The 22,069-nt window shown below is 42.4% G+C and carries 24 protein-coding genes; 15 read left to right on the forward strand and 9 right to left on the reverse strand.

Annotated elements, in window-relative coordinates; genetic code table 11:
* Positions 1-65: 65 nt before the first annotated feature.
* From MKX36_RS11080 to MKX36_RS11100, 5 genes are all read left to right on the forward strand, one after another.
* A complete protein-coding gene (locus tag MKX36_RS11080; RefSeq protein WP_340864664.1) occupies positions 66-1,097 on the forward strand; it encodes an agmatine deiminase family protein in 1,032 nt (343 codons plus the stop codon).
* Between the two features lie 29 nt (positions 1,098-1,126).
* Positions 1,127-2,002, forward strand: coding sequence for an N-carbamoylputrescine amidase (gene aguB / locus MKX36_RS11085; protein ID WP_340864665.1), 876 nt, complete (start codon positions 1,127-1,129; stop codon positions 2,000-2,002).
* Positions 2,003-2,142: 140 nt separating this feature from the next.
* A complete protein-coding gene (locus tag MKX36_RS11090; RefSeq protein ID WP_340864666.1) occupies positions 2,143-2,673 on the forward strand; it encodes a hypothetical protein in 531 nt (176 codons plus the stop codon).
* A 288-nt stretch (positions 2,674-2,961) separates the two neighbouring features.
* Positions 2,962-4,983 (forward strand): oxidoreductase, encoded by a 2,022-nt coding sequence (locus tag MKX36_RS11095; protein ID WP_025364808.1) that lies wholly within the window; start codon positions 2,962-2,964, stop codon positions 4,981-4,983.
* A gap of 202 nt (positions 4,984-5,185) precedes the next feature.
* Complete coding sequence (locus MKX36_RS11100; RefSeq protein ID WP_340864667.1) at positions 5,186-6,106, forward strand: aminoglycoside phosphotransferase family protein; 921 nt, start codon at positions 5,186-5,188, stop codon at positions 6,104-6,106.
* A gap of 47 nt (positions 6,107-6,153) precedes the next feature.
* On the opposite strand, the gene MKX36_RS11105 is transcribed toward MKX36_RS11100, so the two are convergent.
* Positions 6,154-6,588, reverse strand: a complete 435-nt coding sequence (locus tag MKX36_RS11105) for a hypothetical protein (RefSeq protein ID WP_340864668.1) — start codon at positions 6,586-6,588, stop codon at positions 6,154-6,156.
* A gap of 177 nt (positions 6,589-6,765) precedes the next feature.
* On the opposite strand from MKX36_RS11105, the gene MKX36_RS11110 reads away from it, so the two are divergent.
* The 4 genes from MKX36_RS11110 to MKX36_RS11125 all read left to right on the forward strand — a co-directional run bounded on the left by MKX36_RS11110 (position 6,766) and on the right by MKX36_RS11125 (position 10,393).
* On the forward strand, positions 6,766-7,215 hold the full coding sequence (locus tag MKX36_RS11110) for an immunity 63 family protein (protein ID WP_340864669.1): 450 nt from the start codon (positions 6,766-6,768) through the stop codon (positions 7,213-7,215).
* Between the two features lie 131 nt (positions 7,216-7,346).
* A complete protein-coding gene (locus MKX36_RS11115; RefSeq protein WP_340864670.1) occupies positions 7,347-8,330 on the forward strand; it encodes an ABC transporter substrate-binding protein in 984 nt (327 codons plus the stop codon).
* 33 nt (positions 8,331-8,363) lie between these two features.
* A complete protein-coding gene (locus MKX36_RS11120) occupies positions 8,364-9,389 on the forward strand; it encodes a FecCD family ABC transporter permease (protein WP_102997305.1) in 1,026 nt (341 codons plus the stop codon).
* Positions 9,386-10,393, forward strand: coding sequence for a FecCD family ABC transporter permease (locus tag MKX36_RS11125; protein ID WP_340864671.1), 1,008 nt, complete (start codon positions 9,386-9,388; stop codon positions 10,391-10,393). Before MKX36_RS11120 ends, MKX36_RS11125 begins: the two co-directional genes overlap by 4 nt.
* Positions 10,394-10,467: 74 nt before the next feature.
* Here the strand turns inward: MKX36_RS11125 and MKX36_RS11130 are convergent, their stop codons facing one another.
* Positions 10,468-11,043, reverse strand: a complete 576-nt coding sequence (locus tag MKX36_RS11130; protein WP_044786541.1) for an NAD(P)H oxidoreductase — start codon at positions 11,041-11,043, stop codon at positions 10,468-10,470.
* Positions 11,044-11,274: 231 nt separating this feature from the next.
* Between MKX36_RS11130 and MKX36_RS11135 the strand changes: the two genes are divergently transcribed.
* Positions 11,275-11,658 (forward strand): winged helix-turn-helix transcriptional regulator, encoded by a 384-nt coding sequence (locus MKX36_RS11135; protein ID WP_017428532.1) that lies wholly within the window; start codon positions 11,275-11,277, stop codon positions 11,656-11,658.
* Positions 11,659-11,731: 73 nt separating this feature from the next.
* Here the strand turns inward: MKX36_RS11135 and MKX36_RS11140 are convergent, their stop codons facing one another.
* From MKX36_RS11140 to MKX36_RS11150, 3 genes are all read right to left on the reverse strand, one after another.
* Entirely contained in the window at positions 11,732-12,160 is a 429-nt protein-coding gene (locus tag MKX36_RS11140; RefSeq protein ID WP_031463479.1) for a VOC family protein, read from the reverse strand.
* Positions 12,161-12,357: 197 nt separating this feature from the next.
* Positions 12,358-13,770, reverse strand: a complete 1,413-nt coding sequence (locus MKX36_RS11145) for a hypothetical protein (RefSeq protein WP_340864672.1) — start codon at positions 13,768-13,770, stop codon at positions 12,358-12,360.
* A 28-nt stretch (positions 13,771-13,798) separates the two neighbouring features.
* Positions 13,799-14,311, reverse strand: coding sequence for a histidine phosphatase family protein (locus tag MKX36_RS11150; protein WP_340864673.1), 513 nt, complete (start codon positions 14,309-14,311; stop codon positions 13,799-13,801).
* 335 nt (positions 14,312-14,646) lie between these two features.
* On the opposite strand from MKX36_RS11150, the gene MKX36_RS11155 reads away from it, so the two are divergent.
* Both MKX36_RS11155 and MKX36_RS11160 read left to right on the forward strand, forming a co-directional pair.
* Positions 14,647-14,838, forward strand: a complete 192-nt coding sequence (locus tag MKX36_RS11155; RefSeq protein WP_045245195.1) for a DUF3934 family protein — start codon at positions 14,647-14,649, stop codon at positions 14,836-14,838.
* 140 nt (positions 14,839-14,978) lie between these two features.
* On the forward strand, positions 14,979-15,671 hold the full coding sequence (locus MKX36_RS11160; RefSeq protein ID WP_025364812.1) for a pseudouridine synthase: 693 nt from the start codon (positions 14,979-14,981) through the stop codon (positions 15,669-15,671).
* A 54-nt stretch (positions 15,672-15,725) separates the two neighbouring features.
* Here the strand turns inward: MKX36_RS11160 and MKX36_RS11165 are convergent, their stop codons facing one another.
* The 4 genes from MKX36_RS11165 to MKX36_RS11180 are packed head-to-tail and all read right to left on the reverse strand — an operon-like array spanning position 15,726 to position 19,726.
* Positions 15,726-16,829 (reverse strand): GerAB/ArcD/ProY family transporter, encoded by a 1,104-nt coding sequence (locus MKX36_RS11165; RefSeq protein ID WP_019687181.1) that lies wholly within the window; start codon positions 16,827-16,829, stop codon positions 15,726-15,728.
* Between the two features lie 12 nt (positions 16,830-16,841).
* Complete coding sequence (locus tag MKX36_RS11170; RefSeq protein WP_290403927.1) at positions 16,842-17,069, reverse strand: hypothetical protein; 228 nt, start codon at positions 17,067-17,069, stop codon at positions 16,842-16,844.
* Between the two features lie 6 nt (positions 17,070-17,075).
* A complete protein-coding gene (locus MKX36_RS11175; RefSeq protein WP_016819003.1) occupies positions 17,076-18,284 on the reverse strand; it encodes a Ger(x)C family spore germination protein in 1,209 nt (402 codons plus the stop codon).
* A 14-nt stretch (positions 18,285-18,298) separates the two neighbouring features.
* Positions 18,299-19,726 (reverse strand): spore germination protein, encoded by a 1,428-nt coding sequence (locus MKX36_RS11180; RefSeq protein WP_340864674.1) that lies wholly within the window; start codon positions 19,724-19,726, stop codon positions 18,299-18,301.
* Between the two features lie 293 nt (positions 19,727-20,019).
* On the opposite strand from MKX36_RS11180, the gene MKX36_RS11185 reads away from it, so the two are divergent.
* The 3 genes from MKX36_RS11185 (at position 20,020) to MKX36_RS11195 (ending at position 21,879) form a co-directional block, all read left to right on the forward strand.
* On the forward strand, positions 20,020-20,388 hold the full coding sequence (locus MKX36_RS11185) for a hypothetical protein (RefSeq protein WP_031463484.1): 369 nt from the start codon (positions 20,020-20,022) through the stop codon (positions 20,386-20,388).
* Between the two features lie 126 nt (positions 20,389-20,514).
* Positions 20,515-21,357, forward strand: a complete 843-nt coding sequence (locus tag MKX36_RS11190) for an alpha/beta fold hydrolase (RefSeq protein ID WP_340864675.1) — start codon at positions 20,515-20,517, stop codon at positions 21,355-21,357.
* Between the two features lie 243 nt (positions 21,358-21,600).
* Complete coding sequence (locus tag MKX36_RS11195) at positions 21,601-21,879, forward strand: DUF6809 family protein (protein ID WP_164965024.1); 279 nt, start codon at positions 21,601-21,603, stop codon at positions 21,877-21,879.
* Positions 21,880-22,069 lie beyond the last annotated feature (190 nt).

Genomic DNA, 22,069 nt, shown 5'->3' on the forward strand with positions numbered 1-22,069 from the left:
AAAGATCATATTATTGTATGATAGGAGCGGAGTCTACATTTTGAAAAGAAAGAGAGTTTCAATACATGCAAATTAAGGATTCACATTATAAGATGCCGCCTGAATGGGCGCCACATGAACGTACGTATATTTCCTGGCCTGTACAATCTTCAATGGTTTACCCCGATATGCATGCCGAGGTATGTAAGGGTTATGCCGAAATCGTAAGTGCTATGGCGGAATTTGAACCAGTTACCGTAGTCGTAAATCCAGATGATCTGGAGAGCGTTAAAGCGCTTGAGCTCGGGGAACGAGTAGAACTGTTACCGATAGAGCACAGCGATGCGTGGCTACGTGATAACGGTCCAACTTTTCTGACGGACGAGCAGGGTCAGTTGGCAGGTATTAACTGGAAGTTTAATGCCTGGGGCGGCAAATATGCTCCATGGGATCTGGATGACCAGGTTGCGCCGCAAATTCTGGACCAGCTTGGAGTTCCACGGTTAGATGCACCGCTAGTAATGGAAGGCGGCTCACTGCATGTAGATGGCGAAGGTACTCTAATTACAACCGAAGAGTGCTTGCTCAATCCCAACCGCAATCCGGAATTAAGCCGAGAAGAAATAGAACGGTACGTATGCGAATATACAGGTGCCGAGAAAATTATCTGGCTAAAACGTGGACTCAGTGGTGACGAAACGGATGGTCATGTGGACAATATTGCTTGCTTTGCTGCTCCTGGCAAGGTCATTATGCAAGTATGTGATGATCCTGAGGATGAAAATTATGAAATCACGCAGGAAAATCTGCGTATTCTAGAGCAAGCAACGGATGCCAAAGGTCGTAAGCTGGAAGTGATTCAAATCGGCCAACCGCCGCGTGTGGATTATGAAGACAGCCGACTGACACTGAGCTATATTAACTTCTACTTTGTGAATGGCGGCATTATTTTGCCTGTGTTTGGCGGAACTGCTGCTGAGAGTGATCTTGCAGCCCAGCAAGTGCTGTCAAAAGTATTCCCGAATCGCAAGATCCGCACTGTAGATGGTATGGCAGTTATCCGTGAAGGCGGTAACGTACACTGTACAACCCAGCAGATGCCTGCTGTAAAGCGTTGAACGATACAACATTTATAAGGAGGGCTAAGGTGAGAAAAGTAAAAGTGGCAGCAACTCAAATGAGCTGTTCTACCAATATCGAAGAAAATATCAGCAAAGCAGAGAAGTTGGTACGTGAAGCGGCAGCCCAAGGTGCGCAAATTATTTTGCTGCAGGAATTGTTCGAAACTCCATACTTCTGCCAGAAGGAAAAGTCTGATTATTATGTATATGCAACTGAGCTGGAGCACAACAAAGCGGTTAACCATTTCAAGAAGGTTGCCAAGGAATTGCAGGTTGTGCTGCCAATCAGCTTCTACGAGAAGAAGAACTATGCTCGTTACAACAGTCTTGCTGTTATTGATGCAGATGGTGAAGTGTTAGGTAAATACCGCAAAAGCCACATCCCGGACGGCCCTGGGTATGAGGAAAAGTTTTATTTTAATCCGGGCGACACCGGTTTTAAAGTGTGGAATACACGTTATGCCAAAATCGGAGTAGGCGTGTGCTGGGATCAATGGTATCCTGAGGCGGCCCGCTGTATGGCGCTTATGGGCGCAGAAATTTTATTTTACCCGACAGCGATTGGTTCAGAACCACAAGATTCCTCCATTGACTCTAAGGATCACTGGCAGACTTGCATGCTAGGTCATGCAGCTTCCAATCTGATTCCAGTCATTGCTTCCAACCGTATCGGAAAGGAAACCGATGAAGAATCCAGCATCAATTTCTACGGCTCATCCTTTATCGCTGGCCCTCAAGGGAATAAGATAGCAGAGGCTGGTCGTACCGATGAGGAAGTGCTTACCGCCGAATTTGATCTGGACGAGCTGGAAGTAGGGCGGATCGAATGGGGCATTTTCCGTGACCGTCGTCCCGAACTATACAAAATGATTGCCACCTATGATGGTGATCTAAAAGTATAATCTGTATACAGATAGATATATTTCCCTTGCCGTTAAGCCGTGATGTTTCTTTTTTGAACTCACACGGCTTTTCGAGCGGGGGATTTTTGGTTTCTAAATGGGAGTACATCTTGTGATAGATCGGAGGAAGGAGAACAGCAATGAAGCATAAGAGGATAGACCAATCGTTAGCACAGTTCAAAACTTCGACAGAAGAAAATCAAGAATGGGGATACTCGCGCGCAAGAGATATGGCTATTTTGGGCTTTTGGGACGAGTACACGCTATCTGCGCAGCGTTTATGTGAACGAATGGCTACCGAAACCCATCAAATGAGACCTTCTGAGTACGTTCCGTTCCCAACTCAGTTTGAATGGCTGGAACAAGGAGAAACAGACTTGATTATAGATGGAATATGGTCAGCTGATTTACATGGTGATCATTGTCTGTTTGTGAATATTGGGGAGCATCACCCAGAACGGCATACATCGATTGAAGCTTATATTTACGATACGCAGGTGATAGATGAGGGATTCTTCCTTCAATATCTGAACACCTCTCCTAAAGCCAAAGCCTACACACCTTCATTTAGCAAAAATGGATATGCTACAATGTGTGAACTGTTGGACAGATATGTTAGGGAAGGTATATTGGAGCGTAGGCCCTACGGTTTCAAAAGAACGGATACATAGGTGAATAACGAATAAAGTATGATTTGGGTTTGAGCTGAAAGGAACATTTCTTAAAGGATGGTTCCTTTTTTTATGTAGGACTACATTTTATCTATAGACTGAAACTATGATTCAGTACATAAAATAGCATTAGAATTTATAGATCGAATAATATAAAATCAAGTCATAAGGAATAATCGTACTCAATAAAACTTCGATATTCTTTAAAGTGAAAAAAATCACATGTAAGAGTTATGTAATGAAACTTGAAAATGAATGAAATTTGCAAAACTGCAAGGAGGAAGAACTATGAACCACTATCCTGCGATATTTGAACCTCTGACCATACGGCGTATGACCTTGAAGAATCGGATTGTAATGCCCCCGATGGGAACCAACTTTGCTGCCATGGATGGAAGCTTTGTTCAGGATCATATTGACTATTACGTACAACGGGCCAAAGGGGGGACCGGCCTGATCACAGTAGAAAATGTTTGTTTGGATTTCCCAATGGGTACGAACGGAACAACCCAGCTGCGGATGGATAATGATCAGTTTATTCCTGGACTGTTTAGATTAACAGAAGCTCTGCACTCTTACGGAGCATGTGTTTCTGTACAAATTAACCATGCGGGTGCTTCGGCTTATGCTGGACGACTGAACGGAGTCCAACCCGTTTCTTCTTCGAATATTCCTTCTAAAAAGGGTGGAGCGATTCCAAGACCTTTGCAAAAAGAAGAAATTTATGCCATTGTGCGTAAATACGGAGAAGCAGCGGGAAGAGCACAGCGAGCAGGATTTGACTGTGTTGAAATTCACGCGGGACATTCCTACTTGCTGAGTCAGTTTCTTTCGCCGGTGTACAATAAACGTACGGATGAATTTGGCGGCAGCGCAGAAAACCGTACTCGTTTTGCCAGATTAGTCATTGATGAAATTCGTTCAGTGGTGGGTCCATTCTTTCCCATTTGCTTACGTTTTAGTGCGGAGGAGTTTACAGAAGGTGGGAATACCTTGGAAGATACACTGGAGTTACTGGAGTATCTCAATGATGAGGTAGATATTTTGAACGTTTCTGCAGCTCTAAATGATTCCATTCAGTACCAGATTGACGGGATGAACCTGCCAGATGGTTGGCGCTCTTATATGGCTAAAGCAGTAAAAGATAAATTCGGAAAGGTCACGATGACCTCAGGTAATATACGGAGCCCACAGGCTGCGCAGGACATATTGGAAAGAGGTGACGCTGATCTTCTGGCAATGGGCAGAGGCTTGATCGCAGAACCGAACTGGGTACTCAAAGTGCAAAACGGCTACGAGCATTTGCTTAGAAAATGCATCTCCTGCAACATTGGTTGTGCCGATCATCGTATCTCCAAAAGTAAACCAATTTGCTGTACGGTAAATCCAGATTTGTTCAAGGAAGCTGAATACCGGAAACAACGAGTTAGAAACAATGTCCAAGTCGTTGTGATCGGTGGGGGTACCGCGGGAATGGAAGCGGCCTGTACAGCGGCTGAGGTAGGCTGCCAAGTAACCCTCTTTGAAGAAAAGGCAAAACTGGGTGGCCTTGCGCGTGATATTGCACGCTTACCAGACAAAACGCGTATCAATGACTTCCCAGATTATCTGATTCAGCGCACCAAGCAATTAACCAATCTGAACATTGTCACAGGCACACGAGCTGATCTGACGATGATTAGTGCTCTGAACCCTGATATTATTGTTAATGCAACGGGAGCCAAACCGCTGCTTCCACCGATTGCAGGTCTGCACGATCAACTAGGAAAACCGGGTACAAAAGTATTTTCTATCTTTGATCTGTTGAACAATATGGAGAACTTTCAAGAGTTTGAAGGCAAACGTATTGCTGTAGTGGGTGGTGGAGCCGTGGGACTGGATGTTGTAGAATATTATGCAGAACGCGGGGCTCAAGAAGTTTCCATTATTGAAATGATGCCTTTATTGGGTAAGGACCTGGATATGATTACCCGCATTTCAATGATGAAAATGGTGGAGGAACGAGAAGTGAACGTCCATACAGAGACAGCTTTGACGGAAGTGTGCAGCGACCGTTTCAAAGTAAAGCGTGGAGAACAGGAGTTTGAGATTCCTTTTGATCTCGGATTCGTATGTTTGGGTATGCGTTCATACACTCCGCTGATGGATAGCTTGCTTCAATATGGAAAAGAGCATCAAGTGGAAGTTGTAAACATCGGAGACAGCAAACAAGCGCGTCGTATTATTGATGGTACACGTGAAGGTCGGAATATTCTGAAAACCATTCAACGAGTAGACGAATTTAAAAATGAGTTTTCCTATGCTTACTAAATTGAGGGTATATGTGATAGGTAATTATGATGGGTATTTATGTAACAACTCATTTTATATTCAGGTTGAAGAGACAATTTGTCTTTTCAGCCTTTTTTATTTGGGTTTATGCTGGCAAGAAGATTGATTCCTCCCTCATTTTGAAGGTAAACTATGGAAGGCATAGCAAGCAAGGCTATTATTAGCGTGGGGGGATGCGAGCGTGAGTCAACTCTTTAGTGAAATACCGGGTGCCAGCGCATGGAGCAACGTGCAAGAAATACATAAGGGCTGGTCCAGTGACAACAAGTATCATATTCAAACCGCTGACGGTAGGGAGTTACTATTGAGAATTTCCGATTTCACCCAATATGACAAGAAACAGCGAGAATTTGAATCCGTAAAAAAGCTGCATCATATAGATAATATTCTAATGTCCCGTCCGCTTGATTTTGGGATATGCAACAGCGGACAGTCGGTATACTCTTTATTTACCTGGGTCAACGGGGAAGATGCTGAAGGTGTTATCCCATCGTTAAACGCCGAACAACAGTATCAACTCGGGGTCCAGGCTGGAGAGGCATTGGCTAAATTGCATGAGATTCACGCGGAGCAGGACCTGGTCCCATGGGCTGAACATTATAATGCCAAAATCAATAGATATATTAGAAACTTTGAGTCATGCGGTATTGCTTTAAAGGGAGCAGACCAAACGATAAGCTTTATTGAGCAAAACCGTCATCTATTAGAAAATCGCCCCCAGACATTTCAGCACGGGGATTATCACGTCGGAAATATGGTGGTTACCCCATCTGGTGAACTGGGGATCATTGATTTTAATAGGCTGGATTATGGTGATCCCTGGGAAGAATTCAACCGTATTACCTGGTGTGCAGGATTAAGCCCATTATTTGCTTCAGGTCGTATTCACGGTTATTTCAATAATGATGTACCGGATTTATTTTTTAGATTAATGGCACTGTATATTGCAAGCAATCAGCTTTCATCGATTCCCTGGGCCATTCCATTTGGCAAAGAAGAGGTAGACGATATGGTACAACAAGCTGAAGAGGTTTTGGAGGCATATGATTACTTTCAAAACTATATCCCGAAATGGTATCTACCTAGTTGTCCTGACTTGTAAAATATGAAGACCGCCGCTCCTGAGAGTGACGGTCTATTTATAGTGCTTTATGATTGTTTCTTAATCTTATAGGTGAATTCCCAAACGGCTTGATGACCTGAGTATCGTCCACGATTTTCAGTAACAGTGACTCTTAACTTAACAGTAGAACCTTTGGAAGAAACCGAAGAGACCTTTACATTTTTCGTGGTTTCGCCTACATCAGGAATTTTGTCTTGTTCCTCAGCGTACGCATACAGCTTAATGCTACTACCCGACTTGGCTTTTACTTTTACACTGTTACCTTCACTAATGGACTGACCAGCCACCTGGGCAGCGATGGCCCAATCGTTGCCTACATGGTCATTCGAGACCAAGGTTGCTTGCTGAAACGTAACGATATACGTGGATGTTGCTGAAGCTGCGAGCGCGTACGTTCCATTGAAGATCAGGGATACCACTACCAATAAAATAGCCGATGCTTTCGCCCATACTTTATTCATTTGCCTCTCCCCCTTCAATTTGAAATATCGAGGAAAATCCCTCTATTCTAATTATCGTTTGCAGTAAAAAGAATTGTTAATGGTTGGTGAAAAAATAGTTTGGTATTTTATTGCATTACTTATAACCTAATATGATGATGACTTAAATTTTAGTATAGAAAAGGAAGATGAAATAGGATGAGAAAAATATACAATGAACAAGAAATCATAGAAATGACCGTTAAGCTGCTCGAACAAACTTCGATGTACGAAGAACAGTATGAGCAATATGTAAGCCGACCTTTCCGTGCAGGTTTTTATGATGATCTGAGTCCGCATGTGAAAGTTGGCAAACAGGGATACACGCTCCAAATGTATGAAAGAGGCGTACAGATGCTAAATAAGCTTACGAAAGATGTAGAGGATGTGATGTATTGGATCATCGAAGATACGATTCATATCATTGCTCACCTAAATCTGCTTCGTAAATATAAAGTAGATAACCGAAATACTCATCTAAAATATACCAAGGAGATCATGAAGGAGCTGACAACTGCAATAAATAAAGCATTTTATGAAATTGGAGGAATCTATCAGGAATGGCATGAAGCGAATAGAAGGGCAACGTTGGAAAATCCATTAAAGTAACTAAAACTTAAAGAAACAGTTGACAATCTTGGAGGTGAAATTTACAATTTTATATTAGTGATAATGATTATCAATATCACTAATTTTAAGTATGCTCTACAATTACAATATGTTAAAGGAGAATTTACAACATGCATTATATGATGAGCAAGAAATTTTACATGATTTTGTGTGCATTATTCGTAATAATCTTCGTTATTTCAGGATGTGGCAATGCTGGCAGTTCCTCAGATTCATCTGCCCAACCTGCCTCTTCCGCGAAGGAAGAGGCAAGCGGTGAGTCTGGTACACGTACAGTCTCTACGATAAAAGGAGATGTAAAGGTGCCCGCTAACCCCCAACGGGTAGTGGTGAACTGGTATATTGGCGATGTATTCACGCTGGGAATCAAGCCAGCTGCGGTATTTGGTTGGAAACAAGAAACCATGCCTTTTTACGATAAGTTTAACGGGATTCCTGTTATTGAAAAATGGGAGACCGAGGAAATTATGAAGTACGATCCTGATCTCATCATTACATATGATACAAAAGATTATGATAAGCTGTCCAAAATTGCACCTGTTCTTGTAATACCTGAGGGTAAGATGACGTCTGTGGAACGGATGAAATTCCTTGGTCAGGCCACAGGACATGAAGCAGGAGCGGATAAAGTGATTTCACAGTTTGAAAGCAAGTTGAGTGAGGCCAAAGAAAAACTAAATTCCGACATATTCAAGGACAAAACATTTAGCATTTTTGAGGACTGGGGCAGTGGCTCCTACGGAATATATTATGAAACAGGCTCACGTGGAGGAACGTTGCTTTACGATTATCTAGGACTTCACAAACCGGAAAAGCTCAACACATTGGTTAAAAATTCTGGAGAGGGGAGAGGTTCTTTATCCTATGAGGTAGCTGCTGAATACTTTGGCGATTATGTCCTGTGGTTTAAGCAGGAAGGCAAAGAATCCGAATATGCGAAAACCAAAATCTGGAGCAGTATTCCAGCCGTCAAAAATGGGCACATCATCGAAATTCCAGCGAAATATGCAGGACTGTTCTACTATTCGGACGTTGCTAGTATGACAGGACAGCTAGATTATATTATTGGCAAATTACTGGAACAAACGAAGTAATGATGCATAATTGACCAACTAAGGGTGTAATCAATGTCTACTCACAAAGAACGAAATAAAAAAGGAATATTTCATTTTGTAAGCTACATGATTGTGGGCGTGTTTCTGCTCATGATAGTTTCCGCAGCATCCATCACCTTTGGTGCTGCGGAAATGAGCTTGAAGCTGGCATGGGGGGCTGTATTTCAATTTGATCCCAATATTACGGAACACCAAATTATTCATACATTGCGTTTTCCACGCACTGTGGCGGACATCATTGTTGGGTGTAGCCTAGCTGTGTGCGGGGCGATCATGCAGGGAACGACTCGCAATCCATTGGCCGACTCGGGACTCATTGGTATAAGCTCAGGCTCGACATTTGCTATTGCGCTATGTATGGCCTTTTTGCCAGGGCGCACCTATGGTGAAACCATGCTGTATTCTTGCTTGGGCGCAGCAATCACCACAGGAATTACGTACTACATCGCGTCTATAGGCAAACGGGGGATGACGCCTCAGCGCTTAGTGCTAGCGGGAATGTCCATCTCTATGCTCTTTGGTGCGTTCAGCACTTTTCTCGCAATTAAGTATGAGATTGGTCAAGCACTTGATTATTGGTCTGCTGGTGGTACAGCCAGTGCCAAGTGGAGTGAACTGGCTTTCATTTCACCACTATTTGTAGTGGGCTTGGTCTGTGCTATCGCCCTGTCTCCCTCCATTACGATCTTGAGCTTTGGAGAGGAGGTGGCATCAGGCCTAGGAATTCGAGCGAATAGAATCAAGCTATTTTCAACCTTAATCGTATTAATTTTAACGGGGTTATCGGTTATTGTAGTCGGTCCTGTTGGGTTTGTAGGTTTGATCGTGCCACATATTATACGCTATCTGGTCGGTACAGATTATCGATATATTATTCCCGCCTCAGCGTTGTATGGAGCAGTGTTTCTACTGGCAGCAGATTTGCTGGGTCGAATGATTAATCGCCCTCATGAAACGCCGCTAGGCATTATTTTTGCTTTGGTCGGCGTACCCTATTTTCTCTACCTTGTGCGCAAGCAAAGGAGGGAGTTTAGTTGAATCTGTCCCGCAATAGCAGGGGTATAAGCATTATTTTACTGTTAACCGTGTTGACACTGCTGGTTGCTGTACTCAGCATGAATGTCGGGAAAATGAATCTGTCCCCACTCGAAGTTTTCAAGGTCATCATCGGCGAAGGAACGAGCAAGCAGAATCTGATCGTATTTGAATTTCGACTGCCACGTATTGTGCTTTCCGTATTAGTGGGTATTGGCATGGGGATATCGGGTTGTATTATGCAAAGCTTGCTTAAAAACGACATGGCCAGTCCAGGGACACTAGGCATCAGCTCGGGCTCGGGGTTATTCGTGCTTTTATATATTACGCTGTTCGCTAGTGAGGGATTACTATCGCCTATTATTCTTCCAGGGCTGGCTTTTGCAGGTGGGCTCACAGCAGCATTTTTGATTTTTATGTTTGCTTTTAGGCGGGGAAGAGACATTTCACCTACAGGCCTAATTTTAACGGGTGTTGTTATGGGGAGTGGCTACAGCGCATTGTCGCTGCTACTGACGCTTCGATTAGACAAGCAACAGTATGATTTTGCTCTGCGTTGGCAGGCTGGAGACCTGTGGGGGGACGACTGGAACTATATTATGGTGCTGCTTCCCTGGGTGCTGGCCATCTGCTTTTATGTTTTTTACAGGTCTAACACACTCAATACGCTGAACTTGGGCAATCAGACAGCATCGGGGCTTGGCGTAGCCATTAAAAGGGAATTTATCGGCTTGACGATCGCAGCAGTGGCTCTGGCTTCTGGTAGCGTGGCACTTGGTGGGAATTTCTTTTTTGTGGGCATGGTTAGTCCTCATCTGGCTCGCAGACTGGTAGGTCCCAATCATAAGCTGCTGTTACCTACTACTGCATTGGTTGGCTCGCTCGTTATATTGATTGCTGATACCCTTACACGCACGATCAGTTTTGGTGCTGATATTCCAACCGGAATCATAATCACTATCTTGGTTACCCCTTATTTTCTCTATTTGTTGTCGAAGGCCAGTTAATGTTTAATGAATGAAAAAAACGCTAACCCACTTCCACGGAAATTATGGATGGGTTAGCGGCTTGTAAATAAAGCCTAATCCTTGGCATAATTCAGACCCAAGCGATAAGCTTGGTCCAGCAATATTTCATAATGAGCAGAATTTGAACCCAGAGTCTCATCTAAGAATTCAACCTTGGAGTTGGAAACACCGCAATAATCTGCAATACCCACATTCAGCAAATGAGTAATCATTTCATCATAGTTACGCTTTTTCAGCTGTTCTTTCGAAACGCCAGCCAAGCCAATCCACAAGATATGCTGATGATGAAGGTAATTCGAACCGTACGCAAACCCATTGTTCCATACACGGTCAATATAACCCTTCAGCATAGCTGGCAAATGCCACCACCAAAGTGGAAAAATAAATGCCAACGCATCATGCTCCTTCAACCGCCTTATTTCCATTTCTACTTCAGGGGAAAAAGACTGCTCCGCAACGGACCAATCCGGTTCATCTACTCCTTTTAAAACAGGATCAAAACCGATCCCATGCAAATCCAATATCTCATAATCGTGGCCCGCATCGACAAGACCTTGTACGAAACGACCGGCAACCTTAAAGGTCAGGGAATCTTTTCTTGGGTGTGAAACAACGACTAGTACTTTCATGTTTTCACTACCTTTCTCAATAGGCTAACTTCTAGGCATGCTCCATGCTTGCTGCTATTATAAACATTAGGAAAATAATCTGGAAGTACGCACTTTTACGTTCTATAGGATAATACAGGTGCCATAGGAACATGGAAGTGCCCTAGGTAGATTACCTAAATTGACCTGAGTCACGAATTGAAGTGATGGGTTGTTTTTAGCAAACGTAGCCTTCTAAAGGAGGATAAAGGAATGAATGAACCGACCAAAAATAGGGTTCAAAAGAAGTATCAAGTTGGAGTGGAAGCAGCTTTAGAGGTAATGGGAGGAAAATGGAAGCCTTTAATTATCTACCATCTGATGACAGGACGGAAACGATCGTCTGAGTTTCGTCGGTTAATGCCTGGCATTACTCAAAAAATGCTGACCACTCAGCTCAGAAACCTGGAAAAGGATGAGATTGTTACACGAGAGGTTTATAATGAAATCCCACCTAAAGTGGAGTATGAGTTAACGCAGTACGGCTGGGGATTAAAACCCGCACTAGACCATTTATGCTATTGGGGAGAGAATCACCTGGATAAGATCCATGGAGACAAATCCAAGGTTTTGGAAGAATTTCAAGGCTGCGATTGATATGAAGCCCTCACAAAGCATTCAATCAGAAAAGCTTGCGAAGGCTCCACTGTCGTATGACAATATAAAAGGCCTATCTGCCGGTCATTTCGTTATCATAGCTTAATTGCCATTCAATTCCAAACTTATCTTTAAGGCTACCGTAGCATTTGCTCCAGAATGTTTCTTGAAGCTCCATGTTTACGGTCGCGCCTTCTTTTAATTTGTGAAAGTATGATCGAATTTTCTCCTCGTCCTTATTGACGATGGCGAGGCTGATGTTGTTTCCCGCAACAAAAGGCATACCAGGAAAAACGTCTGAAAACATCACATTACTTCCATCAATTTGAAGCCGCGTATGCATGACCAGATTTTTGGCTTCTTCTGGTAGAGGATAATCGGGGTTGGGCGGTGCTTCCCCGAACGTCATGATCTTTGGTTTCTCAGTCCCAAAAGCATGTGCGTAAAATTCTGCTGCCTCGCGACAGTTTCCATTAAAGTTAAGATAAACATCAACTGACATCTGCGTCATTCCCTTTTGGCTGATTTTTACAGGCTAATTTCTTATTTTCATTATTAACCTGTGCACAAGCAAAAATACACTCTTGCTGACATGCTAACACGTAGCCGTTAAGGGGGAGCGTCTTTTAAAGGAAAGTAACCCGCAAAAAGGATGCTTGCCCTTAAACAAACTTTTTGCGGGTTATGATTATGGATTGTCTAGATGGAAATCAAGTTTGGAGAGGCTGGATGATAGAGCAGATGACGTGAAATGTCGCCGGGATGCTGTACGAAAAGTGGTCCCCAAGCAGGATTGGTGTCGTGCATCAGCTTTAACAGCGATATCATCCGATTAAATATAACTTGCAGATCCGCTTCGCGAGAAAGACCCTCGGTGATAGCAGCAGCTACCACATGCGCAGCGTAGAAGCCGGAACGGTGCTCGTCAGTAAGCGAACCTGTAGTTTGCAGCAAGGTTCGTAAATGTGCGGCGACGCTCTCATCCTCGTTTCTCCAGTTCTGGATTTCATCCAGACTGTGGTTTTCAAGGCTTACAAGTTTAGTCTTCATAATGGATTCTGCCACAATACGTGCAGAACGTTTTGCTGTGTTAGCGTCGATAGCTCTGCCGTTAAGTTTAATATTGGACAAATCCTTGTCGGTTTCCGATTCAATGATTTCCGCCCATGCTCCAGCTTGGTCAAATTCCAACAGTGCAGTGGCGTAGGCACCCAAGTATCCCCGTAAAATATCTGCGGCGTGTGGATCACGGGCAGGTCCCTCATTTCGAAGTTGAGCCCTGCCGGAAAACGCGGCATTCATACCCCGAAAATAACCGACTAAACCAATGGCAGCTGCTGGTCCCAAATTTAGGACACCCAATACATCAGACGCGGTTTCATCAATGCGAGAAGCCCAGTAGTCCGGTAGCCCTTGTCCAATATTTTCGCTGTTTAATCTGTTTCTGACGACATTGGCCAACTCTTGAAGTAGACCCAGATCAGCATGCAAAATATCATGACCACATACTTCATGCGGGATACTGGACCAAGCCATTAGACCGTTTGTCGCATGTGCAGGAGGAAGGCTAACTATAGCTGCTTGCACTTTAAATACAGCTGTGGCGTCAGCGGGCCATGTGTATGGGCCATTTTCCGGCGCTCCCCATTTTACAAGAGCTGGAATGATGCTGAGATCTGGTTCTTTTATTCCTTGGCGATCTTCTGCGCTAAGAAAACCGTCATACAGGTCGCTCACAATTTCCTGAAAAGCATCGGTCGCGAGGACATTGTAGCCTTCTCCATTTTGCAAAATGCTCTGAGCGATATCCAGCATGAGTCCAGCAGCTCTAGTTCTGCTTGGGTCCTGAATTAAAATTTCAGTGAAGCCCTGTTGCCCGAGCTCGTCCAGTTCTTTAATAAACGGACTTGCAACCGTTTCTTGATATATTTTAGGCAGCTTGGCTTTGGCCGCGTGGAGTCTTCCCATCAGTTGATGATAGTCTGTAGGATCTGACGGTCCCTGAAGATTGGAGAGCACAGCCTTCTTCACATTTTCGATACAAAGAGACATGTTGGATACATCCGGTTTGGTAACAGTAGTGATGCGATATCTTTCCAGCATTCCTTGCATAATTAGTTTACCTCCCAGTTTTTTCGAATTAAACTACAACAGGCTGCATCGTATTCCACAAACGCTTTACCTGGCACTTTCCATCACGAAACGTTAAAAGATAGAGATCCGGATTTGTTATCTCCTCCAGAACAAAATCTGGAGCATAGTGATGCAACAGAAGTGTTAGGATCAAGCGATGGGTGACTAACAGAAAGGTGTGTTGATCGCTTTTCAGCAATTCTTCCGTTAGGGAAGTGACCCGGGCGATAACCATTTCATCCGATTCCTCTTCGGTAACACCTCTTACTCCTTGCTCTCTAAGGCGGTTTCCAGGTGGACCAAGTTTGATTTTTAATCTTTCTTCGATGATTTCCGCAGTCTGCCAGGCTCGCGTATATGGACTGGAAATCAAGCGGTCTATATGTAAATCTTCCATTTGGGACAGAAAACCAGCTAACCGCTCCGCCTGATTAAAGCCATCTGAACTGAGTGGAGCATCTGGCTCGTTACCAGTTCCAATACCGTGGCGAGCCACATATAGCTTTACATCAGTACTCATTTAACACCCCTCTTTCTTCGGATAAAATTATCCTTTAAAGGAATTTAAGTAAACATTTTTTTCGCCCAGAGACTAACATGTGTGAGCTTTCACATGATTATGCTGTCCTTTTTTTGACACCTAATTTTTGCGAAGTTAAAATCTAAAAATCCAAAAAAATACAACTATAACAAACGGTAAAGCTACTTATCGCAGATTTATAGTAGATCAGGACTGATATACATAAATATTTTCAATTCATTGCTTCTGTTTTCAAAACAAACAGGCATTATGTTCAAAGTAATGGTATGATAGCTTAGTTAAATCTGAACGACTAGTCATGGAGTGATTATAATATGGGTGGAAAAAGTAAGGGTGGCGGAACCGGCAGAGGTACGGGAAGTAAAGGCTGGACACGCTGGAACAAAACAGCGAAGCCAGTAAGGCGGAAAAGCGCTGCTGCAAGTGCGCCGGGAAATACAGCGACCGGAGCTGCAAAAGGCGCTGCTGCCAAGCCAAATGGGAATCGAGGCGGCAGAAGTAAGTAAGCCGAGCATGTATAGGGTTGTTTTCAAAGTCGAACATCTGATTATGCATATGTAATCAGATGTTTTTTTAATAAAACAATACAGATTTACTCTCTATAGTTATCTATAAATCTGATACTACAATGTAAAGGAAGTGAATCATGCGAATTAACAAGTACATTAGTGAGACAGGATTCTGCTCACGTCGGGAAACGAACAGGCTGATTGCAGCAGGGCGGATTACAATTAATGGTAGCGTATGTGAAGCGGGTGCGGAAGTAGAGCCACAGGACATCGTGTTAATTGATGGGGAAGCTATCCCAGTTAACCGTAGTGAACCCGTATATTTGGCATTAAATAAGCCTATCGGCATTGTATGTACAGCAGCGGAGCAAGTGAAGGGCAATATTATTCGTTATATCAATTATCCTTCACGTATTTTTGCCATTGGCAGACTGGATAAGGCGTCAGAGGGACTCATTTTATTAACCAACGATGGAAGCATTGTTAACCAAATAATGCGTTCCGAGCATGGTCATGAGAAGGAATACGTGGTGAGGGTAGACAAGCCTGTTACAGATGAATTTACACAGACCATGTCTCGCGGCGTTGAAATATTGAACGTCATTACCAAACCGTGTAAGGTTGATCGTATAAGCGAATACGAGTTTCGTATTATTTTGACACAGGGATTGAATCTGCAAATTCGTAGAATGTGCAAGGCTTTGGGCTACAGGGTGCTAAAGCTGGAGCGTGTTCGAATTATGAATATTACCTTGGATCATCTGGAACGTGGGCAATGGAGACATCTTGAGAAGGAGGAACTGGAGCTACTTCTTGCTAAATTGCAATAATGAGTACAACAAAAGTTTATTTGAGGACCGTATGTTTATACAGCCAACGCAACTTTAGTGATACTTTTTACGTAATTTCAACGAGCCGCCTACCTTGCCCATCAGCCATAGCACAATAGGAAACACAATACCGAAAATCATGGCGTAAAAAGGCCATACTGAAAAAAACATGGTTATAAACTGCATGTTTGGCCAGATAGAATGAACCATTGCCATTGCAATTAGGATCAGAGGAATTAAGAGAGAGTTAGCGCTCCGCAGGCGAAAAGCATCTGCAAGCCCTTGCGCTGACACATATAAAAGCAGTGCGAGTCGGAAAAAAATGGTGACAAACCAAAACACGGCAACAAAAATTTCAAACCGTTGAAGAAACTCTCCGCTACTGATTGTTCGGTTAATAAAAAAAGTAGGAAACGTCAAATTAGATACAACACCTTCACTCATCACGGCGATTATTTGTAGAACCATGAAAAAATACATGCCGCCGCTAATCAAAGCACATGTTATCACTGTCTTTCTCCACTTTTTTGGATCAGGGATGTACTGTGCGAAAAAAAGATACAGAAATGCCTCAAGATAGGGAAAGGCAAACAAATTGAACGAAGCGAGAACGATAGGGTTTAAACCATACTCAAAAATAGGGAGCACATTATCTATGTTGCTCTCAGGAAGAAGGGTAATCCTGACCAAAAGATACAGAACAAGAAGGAAAAAAAACAGGATTTCCGCACAACGGCCAATTACAGCAGGGCCTGATCGAACGGCGAAATAAATGACTATTAGCATGATGAAATATATCGCGTCGGGGGGAGTTTCAGGCATAATAGCTATCGTGATAAAGTCGCCCAGATTTCGAAGCGTCATAATGAACACAAGAAAGGGAAAGAAAAAAATGAAAACGATGCTGATCGTCCCGCCTAAAAAAGGACCGAAGAGGCAACGGAGATGCTCTACGAAAGATTTTCCCTGTATTTGCCTAGCGATGGAGGCATATAAAGGTATCAATAACAGATGAAACCCTAAGGAGACTGGGATGGAGAGCCAGGCATCTTGTTTAGCGGTAGCGGTAATTGCCGCTGGGAGTACCAGATATGCGCTTCCTATTTGATATAATGCAAACCACATAATAGCTTGTCGAACGGTCAAGTTGGAATTCATCCCAATACCCCCTTAAGATAACATTTCTGTAAGTAACCGGCTTATCGGTTGAAATAGGATTTGAATGCCCGTCAGTGGAGTCGGCAGTTTAATGCTGACGATCCGTAGGATAATCAATATGACGCCTATAATCAACAATACCGAGCTGAATACAATTTCACGCACATAGTGTTTCTCTTTAAATTTTTTAAACTCATACAACGATGCTAAAATGGAAGTTACGAGAATAACATAAAGCATATGTAATCACTCCTGATTGTGTATTCCCATATCAATTGGACTGGTAATGTCTCCGAACCGAACTAAACGATAATTGAGCTGAATATCCACTTTAAGAGTTTGGAATTTTTGTGGCCAATCCTCTTTCCATCTATGCCATTCATGCGGGAACTTGCGGTGAAAAGCTTCTCCAAATCCGAATATATCGGAACCCATTTGTTGTGCGTTTCGAATGCCTCCCTTCAAAGACTGTTCCAGATGCTCTTTAGCTGATTTTTGAAAATCTCTAAATGTCTCTTCATTCTTAAGGTCGGCCTTGCACGAGACCGTTCCGATATTGGATTCTGTATCCACAATCAGAGTAATGTGCGGCTCATGATCTATTATTTGTGGGCGCATCTTTGTTTTGGAACGGATTACTTCAACAACAAATTTACCTTTGGAATTCGGACAATCGATGGAAGCTACGGTACTGGAAACACGGTTTGATATATAGGTAAAGGCTTTACTTTGCGAATCATTCATCCAATCGATAAGTCGATCGCCCTTGAAAACACCAATTCCAGTGAAAAAATATTTAACATGTTGGGGCGATTTTGTCACATTATCAATAGTTAGACCTTTTTCTAGGTTTGTCAGTCGAATACCGGTGAGAACCGGTTCAATGCCATCCTCCGTAAATTTCTGCAATAGATCTTTTACATTGACTGCAGAAGTTGGAGCCCATGCTTTTTCAGAGTTCTTTAATGCCTTATACATATCCATTGCAGGCAAGATCTCGGTTGGAGCTACAAATGTAACGGCCTCTTTTGCCGAATTTTCTCTGACAACGGCCAAAAAGAAATCAGGCCGAACTTCATGGTCACGGAATAGAAAGTCCAACGGCTCCTTGATTCCTTTTTTTGCCGTTTTTTCATCGAAAATGACAAACTTTAAGTGAGACATATACATTTTCCGAGACGATTCTGTTGTTAATTTTCGAATAGCTTCAAATATGGTATCGGCGCGTTTGGAAAAAACGATCGTTGGCGTCCGTTCCATAGGGGAATTCTGAGACATTTTCGATGGGTCAACCACTTGTAAACTGACTTCATATTGGTCATCAACTGCATCAATGCCCAGAGCCATCACGACGGAAATTGCGCTCAATTCCTTACTGTTCCAGCAACCCGTAAGAAACACCATTAGCCAGATGCACATAAACGTTAATAAAATGGTGGATCGGTACGAGTTCATGATGGTCTACTCCTTTAGTTTTTGCGTTGTTTTTTAGTTTTATATGGAAAACGCAATATGGCGTCCCTCTGCTCCGACGATTTGTAATTGGCAAAGGGACTCAAATACGGTACACCGAATGAATGGAGCCCATTTAGATGTACAAAGAGCATGAGAATACCGACAGTCAATCCGTACACACCAAACATAGCGGCTATGCCTATGAAAGCGAAACGTAATATCCGAATTGGAATAGCAAAGGTGTACGAGGGAATGACAAAGCTCGAAATGGCAGTTATTGCAACAACAATGACCATAACAGCCGAAACGATGTTTGCTTCTACAGCTGCCTGGCCAATCACGATGGACCCGACAATAGAAACGGCTTGACCGACCGTCCGTGGCATACGGAGACCTGCCTCCCTCAGAATTTCAAAAACCACTTCCATGATCATCGCCTCAATAAATGCTGGGAATGGAACTCCTTCACGTTGCGCAGATAAGCTTAATAATAAAACTGTTGGAATCATATCCTGATGGAATGTCGTTAATGCGACATAAATGGCCGGAGCCAACATACAGATTGTTAGGCAGATGTACCTTAATATTCGAATGATACTACCGTAAACATAGGACTGATAATAATCTTCTGCGGATTGGAGGAAATCTGCAAACACCGCAGGTGCAAGGATGGCGAAGGGAGATCCATCCACAAATATTGCAATTTTCCCCTCCATGATTCCTGCTGCAATGGAGTCTGGGCGATCAGAATTATAAAAGAGTGGAAATATCGTGAATTGCTTATCTTCATGGAGACATTCTTCCAAATATTCGCTTTCAAGCACACCTTCTACTTGCATGTTCTTTAACTTGGATATCATGTCCTGCACCTTTTTTGGGTCAGCGACTCCATGTAAATACATGACAGATATATCGGTCTTAGTTTTTTCGCCAACTTTTACCGCAGTAAGACGTACTCTTGTATCCTTCACCCTTCGACGAACCATAGTCGTATTCGTACGCAAAGTTTCTGTAAACGCTTCTTGCGGACCTCTGACCACTGGCTGTGTCTTTGAATCCGAAATGCTGCGTTCTTCCCATCCAGGCAATGAAATGACCAATCCTTCATCCATATCATCCAGCAGTAGGAGAAGACCACCGGAGAGGATCTGTTCCAAAGCATCTTCAAAATTTTGAGTGAAGCTTGCTTCACCAATGTCCAAAATTGCGTTTTTCAATAACGGTAAAGTAATCTCATCAGAGGAGACACGATCATGCAACGGGCGGATCACGTTGTCCTGTACCTTTTGCATGTCGGTCATGCCGTCCAAATAAAAAAGAGCGGCGTGTGAATGACCAGCTGTGATCTCACGAACAACAAAATCCGAACTATTACCCATGAAGTCACAAATGAGCTCGATATTCCGGCATAATTGTCTTGAAAATTTGGTATGTAACTTCATTATTACCCTCCTCAGATTCGTAGTATTAACAATAATCCGAAATAATACCACAATAATCCATGATTTATTCATTTCGTTAAGATTAATAACATCTTTAACGGTGGAGGATACAATACCTGCAATAATACTATGTAAAGAGCTTAATTTATCCAAATTTCAATTCATCCAATTATTCAAACAGGCTACAGATGACTATCTTTTTTTGGAATAGTTTGCTTGTGTAGTATAATATTTTTGACGGATATTCTTTACTGTCAATTCATTTAAACATCCAGATAGAGAGGGATTTGATCATGCTATTCATTACAAAAAAATTGATCGACAAGCTAGCAGAACCTCATAGAGAATCTGACATGCTCATCTGCTATTCAACTCCACAGAGCTTTTCGGCTTATACAAGTCGAGCCATATTACTCTTAAATAATGATAGGATTATTATCCTTTTCCTCAATCTATTTTCCACAAAAGTAGTACAAAAAGTTGAATATGAAATAGCTGATTTACAAGAACAAAAATATCATTCTGGACACCTGTCTTCTGCAATATGGTCATTTAAAATCAAAGGCCAGCACAGTAGGTTTAGGATAATCAAAAAAATTCTTACGCTTGGCTCTATGCAAAGAGATTTTCTAAATTTCTTGCAACAAAATATCTTAAACTAGCGACCGAGTAGATCGGTAATTCCTGTTTGTCTAAGGCAGAGGCACTGGAAGTACTTAATAAGGATAAGTGATGAAGGTAATATTCGGTGTTTTTTTGTTATATATCATTGAAGGGAGGAATTCTACATGAATGAACTACTTATAAAAAGCGATGGAATAGAAATCTGTAGTGAGAGTTTCGGCGAGCGAGTTCACCCAGCAATATTACTGATTATGGGCGCTCAATCCTCACTGATCTGGTGGGAGGAAGAATTCTGCCAGCGTTTAGCTGATACAGGTCGTTTTGTCGTTCGTTACGATAACCGAGATGTCGGACGTTCTACAACTTATGAACCGGGTCAACCAGACTATACTTTTGAAGACATGGCAGATGATGCGATTCGAGTTTTGGATGCTTATAAGATTGAACAAGCGCATATCGTAGGGATGTCTATGGGCGGAATGCTGACTCAGATGATAGCTCTACGACATCCAGACAGAGTATTAACGGTGACTCTTTTAGCCACGTCCAATTTTGCTCCCGATCTTCCACCGATGGAGGAAAAGGTTATGGACTATTTCTCGAATATGGAAGCAATAGATTGGACGAACGAACAATCGGTGGTTGATTTTGTGGTGGGTAGATCAAGAATTCTAGTAGGTTCAAAGCATTCCTTCGATGAGAATAAGGTTTATCAATTGGCAAAAGAAGAATGGAAAAGAAGCAATAATATGGCTAGTATGAATAATCACGCAATGCTGTCAGGTGGAGAATCCTATTTGGCTAGGACAGGGGAAATAAACGTTCCTACACTGGTTATACACGGTACTGAAGATCCGATTATCCCTTATGAACACGGAATACATCTTGCTAACGAAATTCCGGGTGCGCTTTTACTGGCATTGGAAGGTGCCGGACATGAGATTCACTATGACGACTGGGATTTAATTATCGATTCAATTTCAAAACACACTTCGATGCCAAATTAGTTTAATCACCCGAACAATTAGATCAGATAAATTAGAGTAGAAAATGCAACTTTGTCAAAGTTGTCATTAGAAAAGTAGAGCTCTATCCTACGGGGTAGGGCTTTTTAATGGTTTCTAGTGATATATTCGCTAAATCATCATTATTGACATTACAATGGGATATTCTATTTTCAGGGAACAAAATGCATCTACGATTCTGGAATTTACACAAAATCTTATTAAAAGGGAGAAGAAGATGAATATATGAGTATCTTGGAGGATTTATACTGTGGAAAATGGTACCCAAGCGAACGAACCAAACCTAAAAACCCTGAGCTTGAGCTAGTCCATCAGAAAATATCCGCTTCTATGAAAGCATTAAAAGCAAAATTGTCGGAACAAGATTACGAATTAATCGAAGAACTATCCGATTTAAATGATGTACTGATTTCTATATTATCTGCCTCAGATTATATTTCAGGGTACAAAGCAGGGGCTTTGACGATAATTGAAATAATTGATGGGATAAACTACCGAAACTAAGAGATCGAGCTTTCAATGTATCGGCTTATTTTTATAAGGTGAATCATATAACTTAAGTAAGATGTATTTTAGGAATGGACAGCAAAAGAGAAGTATTTGAATAAATATAAGTCAGAGGTCATAGGGAATAAGTCTTCTGATTCTTATAACAATTAGGAATGAAGCAGGTTTTCCATAAATTAGAATAATG

Source organism: Paenibacillus sp. FSL W8-0439 (genome assembly GCF_038008995.1).
In the GTDB taxonomy this organism is placed as follows: Bacteria; Bacillota; Bacilli; order Paenibacillales; family Paenibacillaceae; genus Paenibacillus; species Paenibacillus polymyxa.

Excerpts from the sequence above, each read along its gene's own strand:
- MKX36_RS11080 (WP_340864664.1), top strand. The coding sequence starts at position 66 with ATGCAAATTAAGGATTCACATTATAAGATGCCGCCTGAATGGGCGCCA.
- MKX36_RS11090 (WP_340864666.1), top strand. The coding sequence starts at position 2,143 with ATGAAGCATAAGAGGATAGACCAATCGTTAGCACAGTTCAAAACTTCG.
- MKX36_RS11095 (WP_025364808.1), top strand. The coding sequence starts at position 2,962 with ATGAACCACTATCCTGCGATATTTGAACCTCTGACCATACGGCGTATG.
- MKX36_RS11105 (WP_340864668.1), bottom strand. The coding sequence starts at position 6,588 with ATGAATAAAGTATGGGCGAAAGCATCGGCTATTTTATTGGTAGTGGTA.
- MKX36_RS11110 (WP_340864669.1), top strand. The coding sequence starts at position 6,766 with ATGAGAAAAATATACAATGAACAAGAAATCATAGAAATGACCGTTAAG.
- MKX36_RS11115 (WP_340864670.1), top strand. The coding sequence starts at position 7,347 with ATGCATTATATGATGAGCAAGAAATTTTACATGATTTTGTGTGCATTA.
- MKX36_RS11120 (WP_102997305.1), top strand. The coding sequence starts at position 8,364 with ATGTCTACTCACAAAGAACGAAATAAAAAAGGAATATTTCATTTTGTA.
- MKX36_RS11130 (WP_044786541.1), bottom strand. The coding sequence starts at position 11,043 with ATGAAAGTACTAGTCGTTGTTTCACACCCAAGAAAAGATTCCCTGACC.
- MKX36_RS11135 (WP_017428532.1), top strand. The coding sequence starts at position 11,275 with ATGAATGAACCGACCAAAAATAGGGTTCAAAAGAAGTATCAAGTTGGA.
- MKX36_RS11140 (WP_031463479.1), bottom strand. The coding sequence starts at position 12,160 with ATGTCAGTTGATGTTTATCTTAACTTTAATGGAAACTGTCGCGAGGCA.
- MKX36_RS11145 (WP_340864672.1), bottom strand. The coding sequence starts at position 13,770 with ATGCAAGGAATGCTGGAAAGATATCGCATCACTACTGTTACCAAACCG.
- MKX36_RS11150 (WP_340864673.1), bottom strand. The coding sequence starts at position 14,311 with ATGAGTACTGATGTAAAGCTATATGTGGCTCGCCACGGTATTGGAACT.
- MKX36_RS11155 (WP_045245195.1), top strand. The coding sequence starts at position 14,647 with ATGGGTGGAAAAAGTAAGGGTGGCGGAACCGGCAGAGGTACGGGAAGT.
- MKX36_RS11160 (WP_025364812.1), top strand. The coding sequence starts at position 14,979 with ATGCGAATTAACAAGTACATTAGTGAGACAGGATTCTGCTCACGTCGG.
- MKX36_RS11165 (WP_019687181.1), bottom strand. The coding sequence starts at position 16,829 with ATGAATTCCAACTTGACCGTTCGACAAGCTATTATGTGGTTTGCATTA.
- MKX36_RS11170 (WP_290403927.1), bottom strand. The coding sequence starts at position 17,069 with ATGCTTTATGTTATTCTCGTAACTTCCATTTTAGCATCGTTGTATGAG.
- MKX36_RS11175 (WP_016819003.1), bottom strand. The coding sequence starts at position 18,284 with ATGAACTCGTACCGATCCACCATTTTATTAACGTTTATGTGCATCTGG.
- MKX36_RS11180 (WP_340864674.1), bottom strand. The coding sequence starts at position 19,726 with ATGAAGTTACATACCAAATTTTCAAGACAATTATGCCGGAATATCGAG.
- MKX36_RS11185 (WP_031463484.1), top strand. The coding sequence starts at position 20,020 with ATGCTATTCATTACAAAAAAATTGATCGACAAGCTAGCAGAACCTCAT.
- MKX36_RS11190 (WP_340864675.1), top strand. The coding sequence starts at position 20,515 with ATGAATGAACTACTTATAAAAAGCGATGGAATAGAAATCTGTAGTGAG.
- MKX36_RS11195 (WP_164965024.1), top strand. The coding sequence starts at position 21,601 with ATGAGTATCTTGGAGGATTTATACTGTGGAAAATGGTACCCAAGCGAA.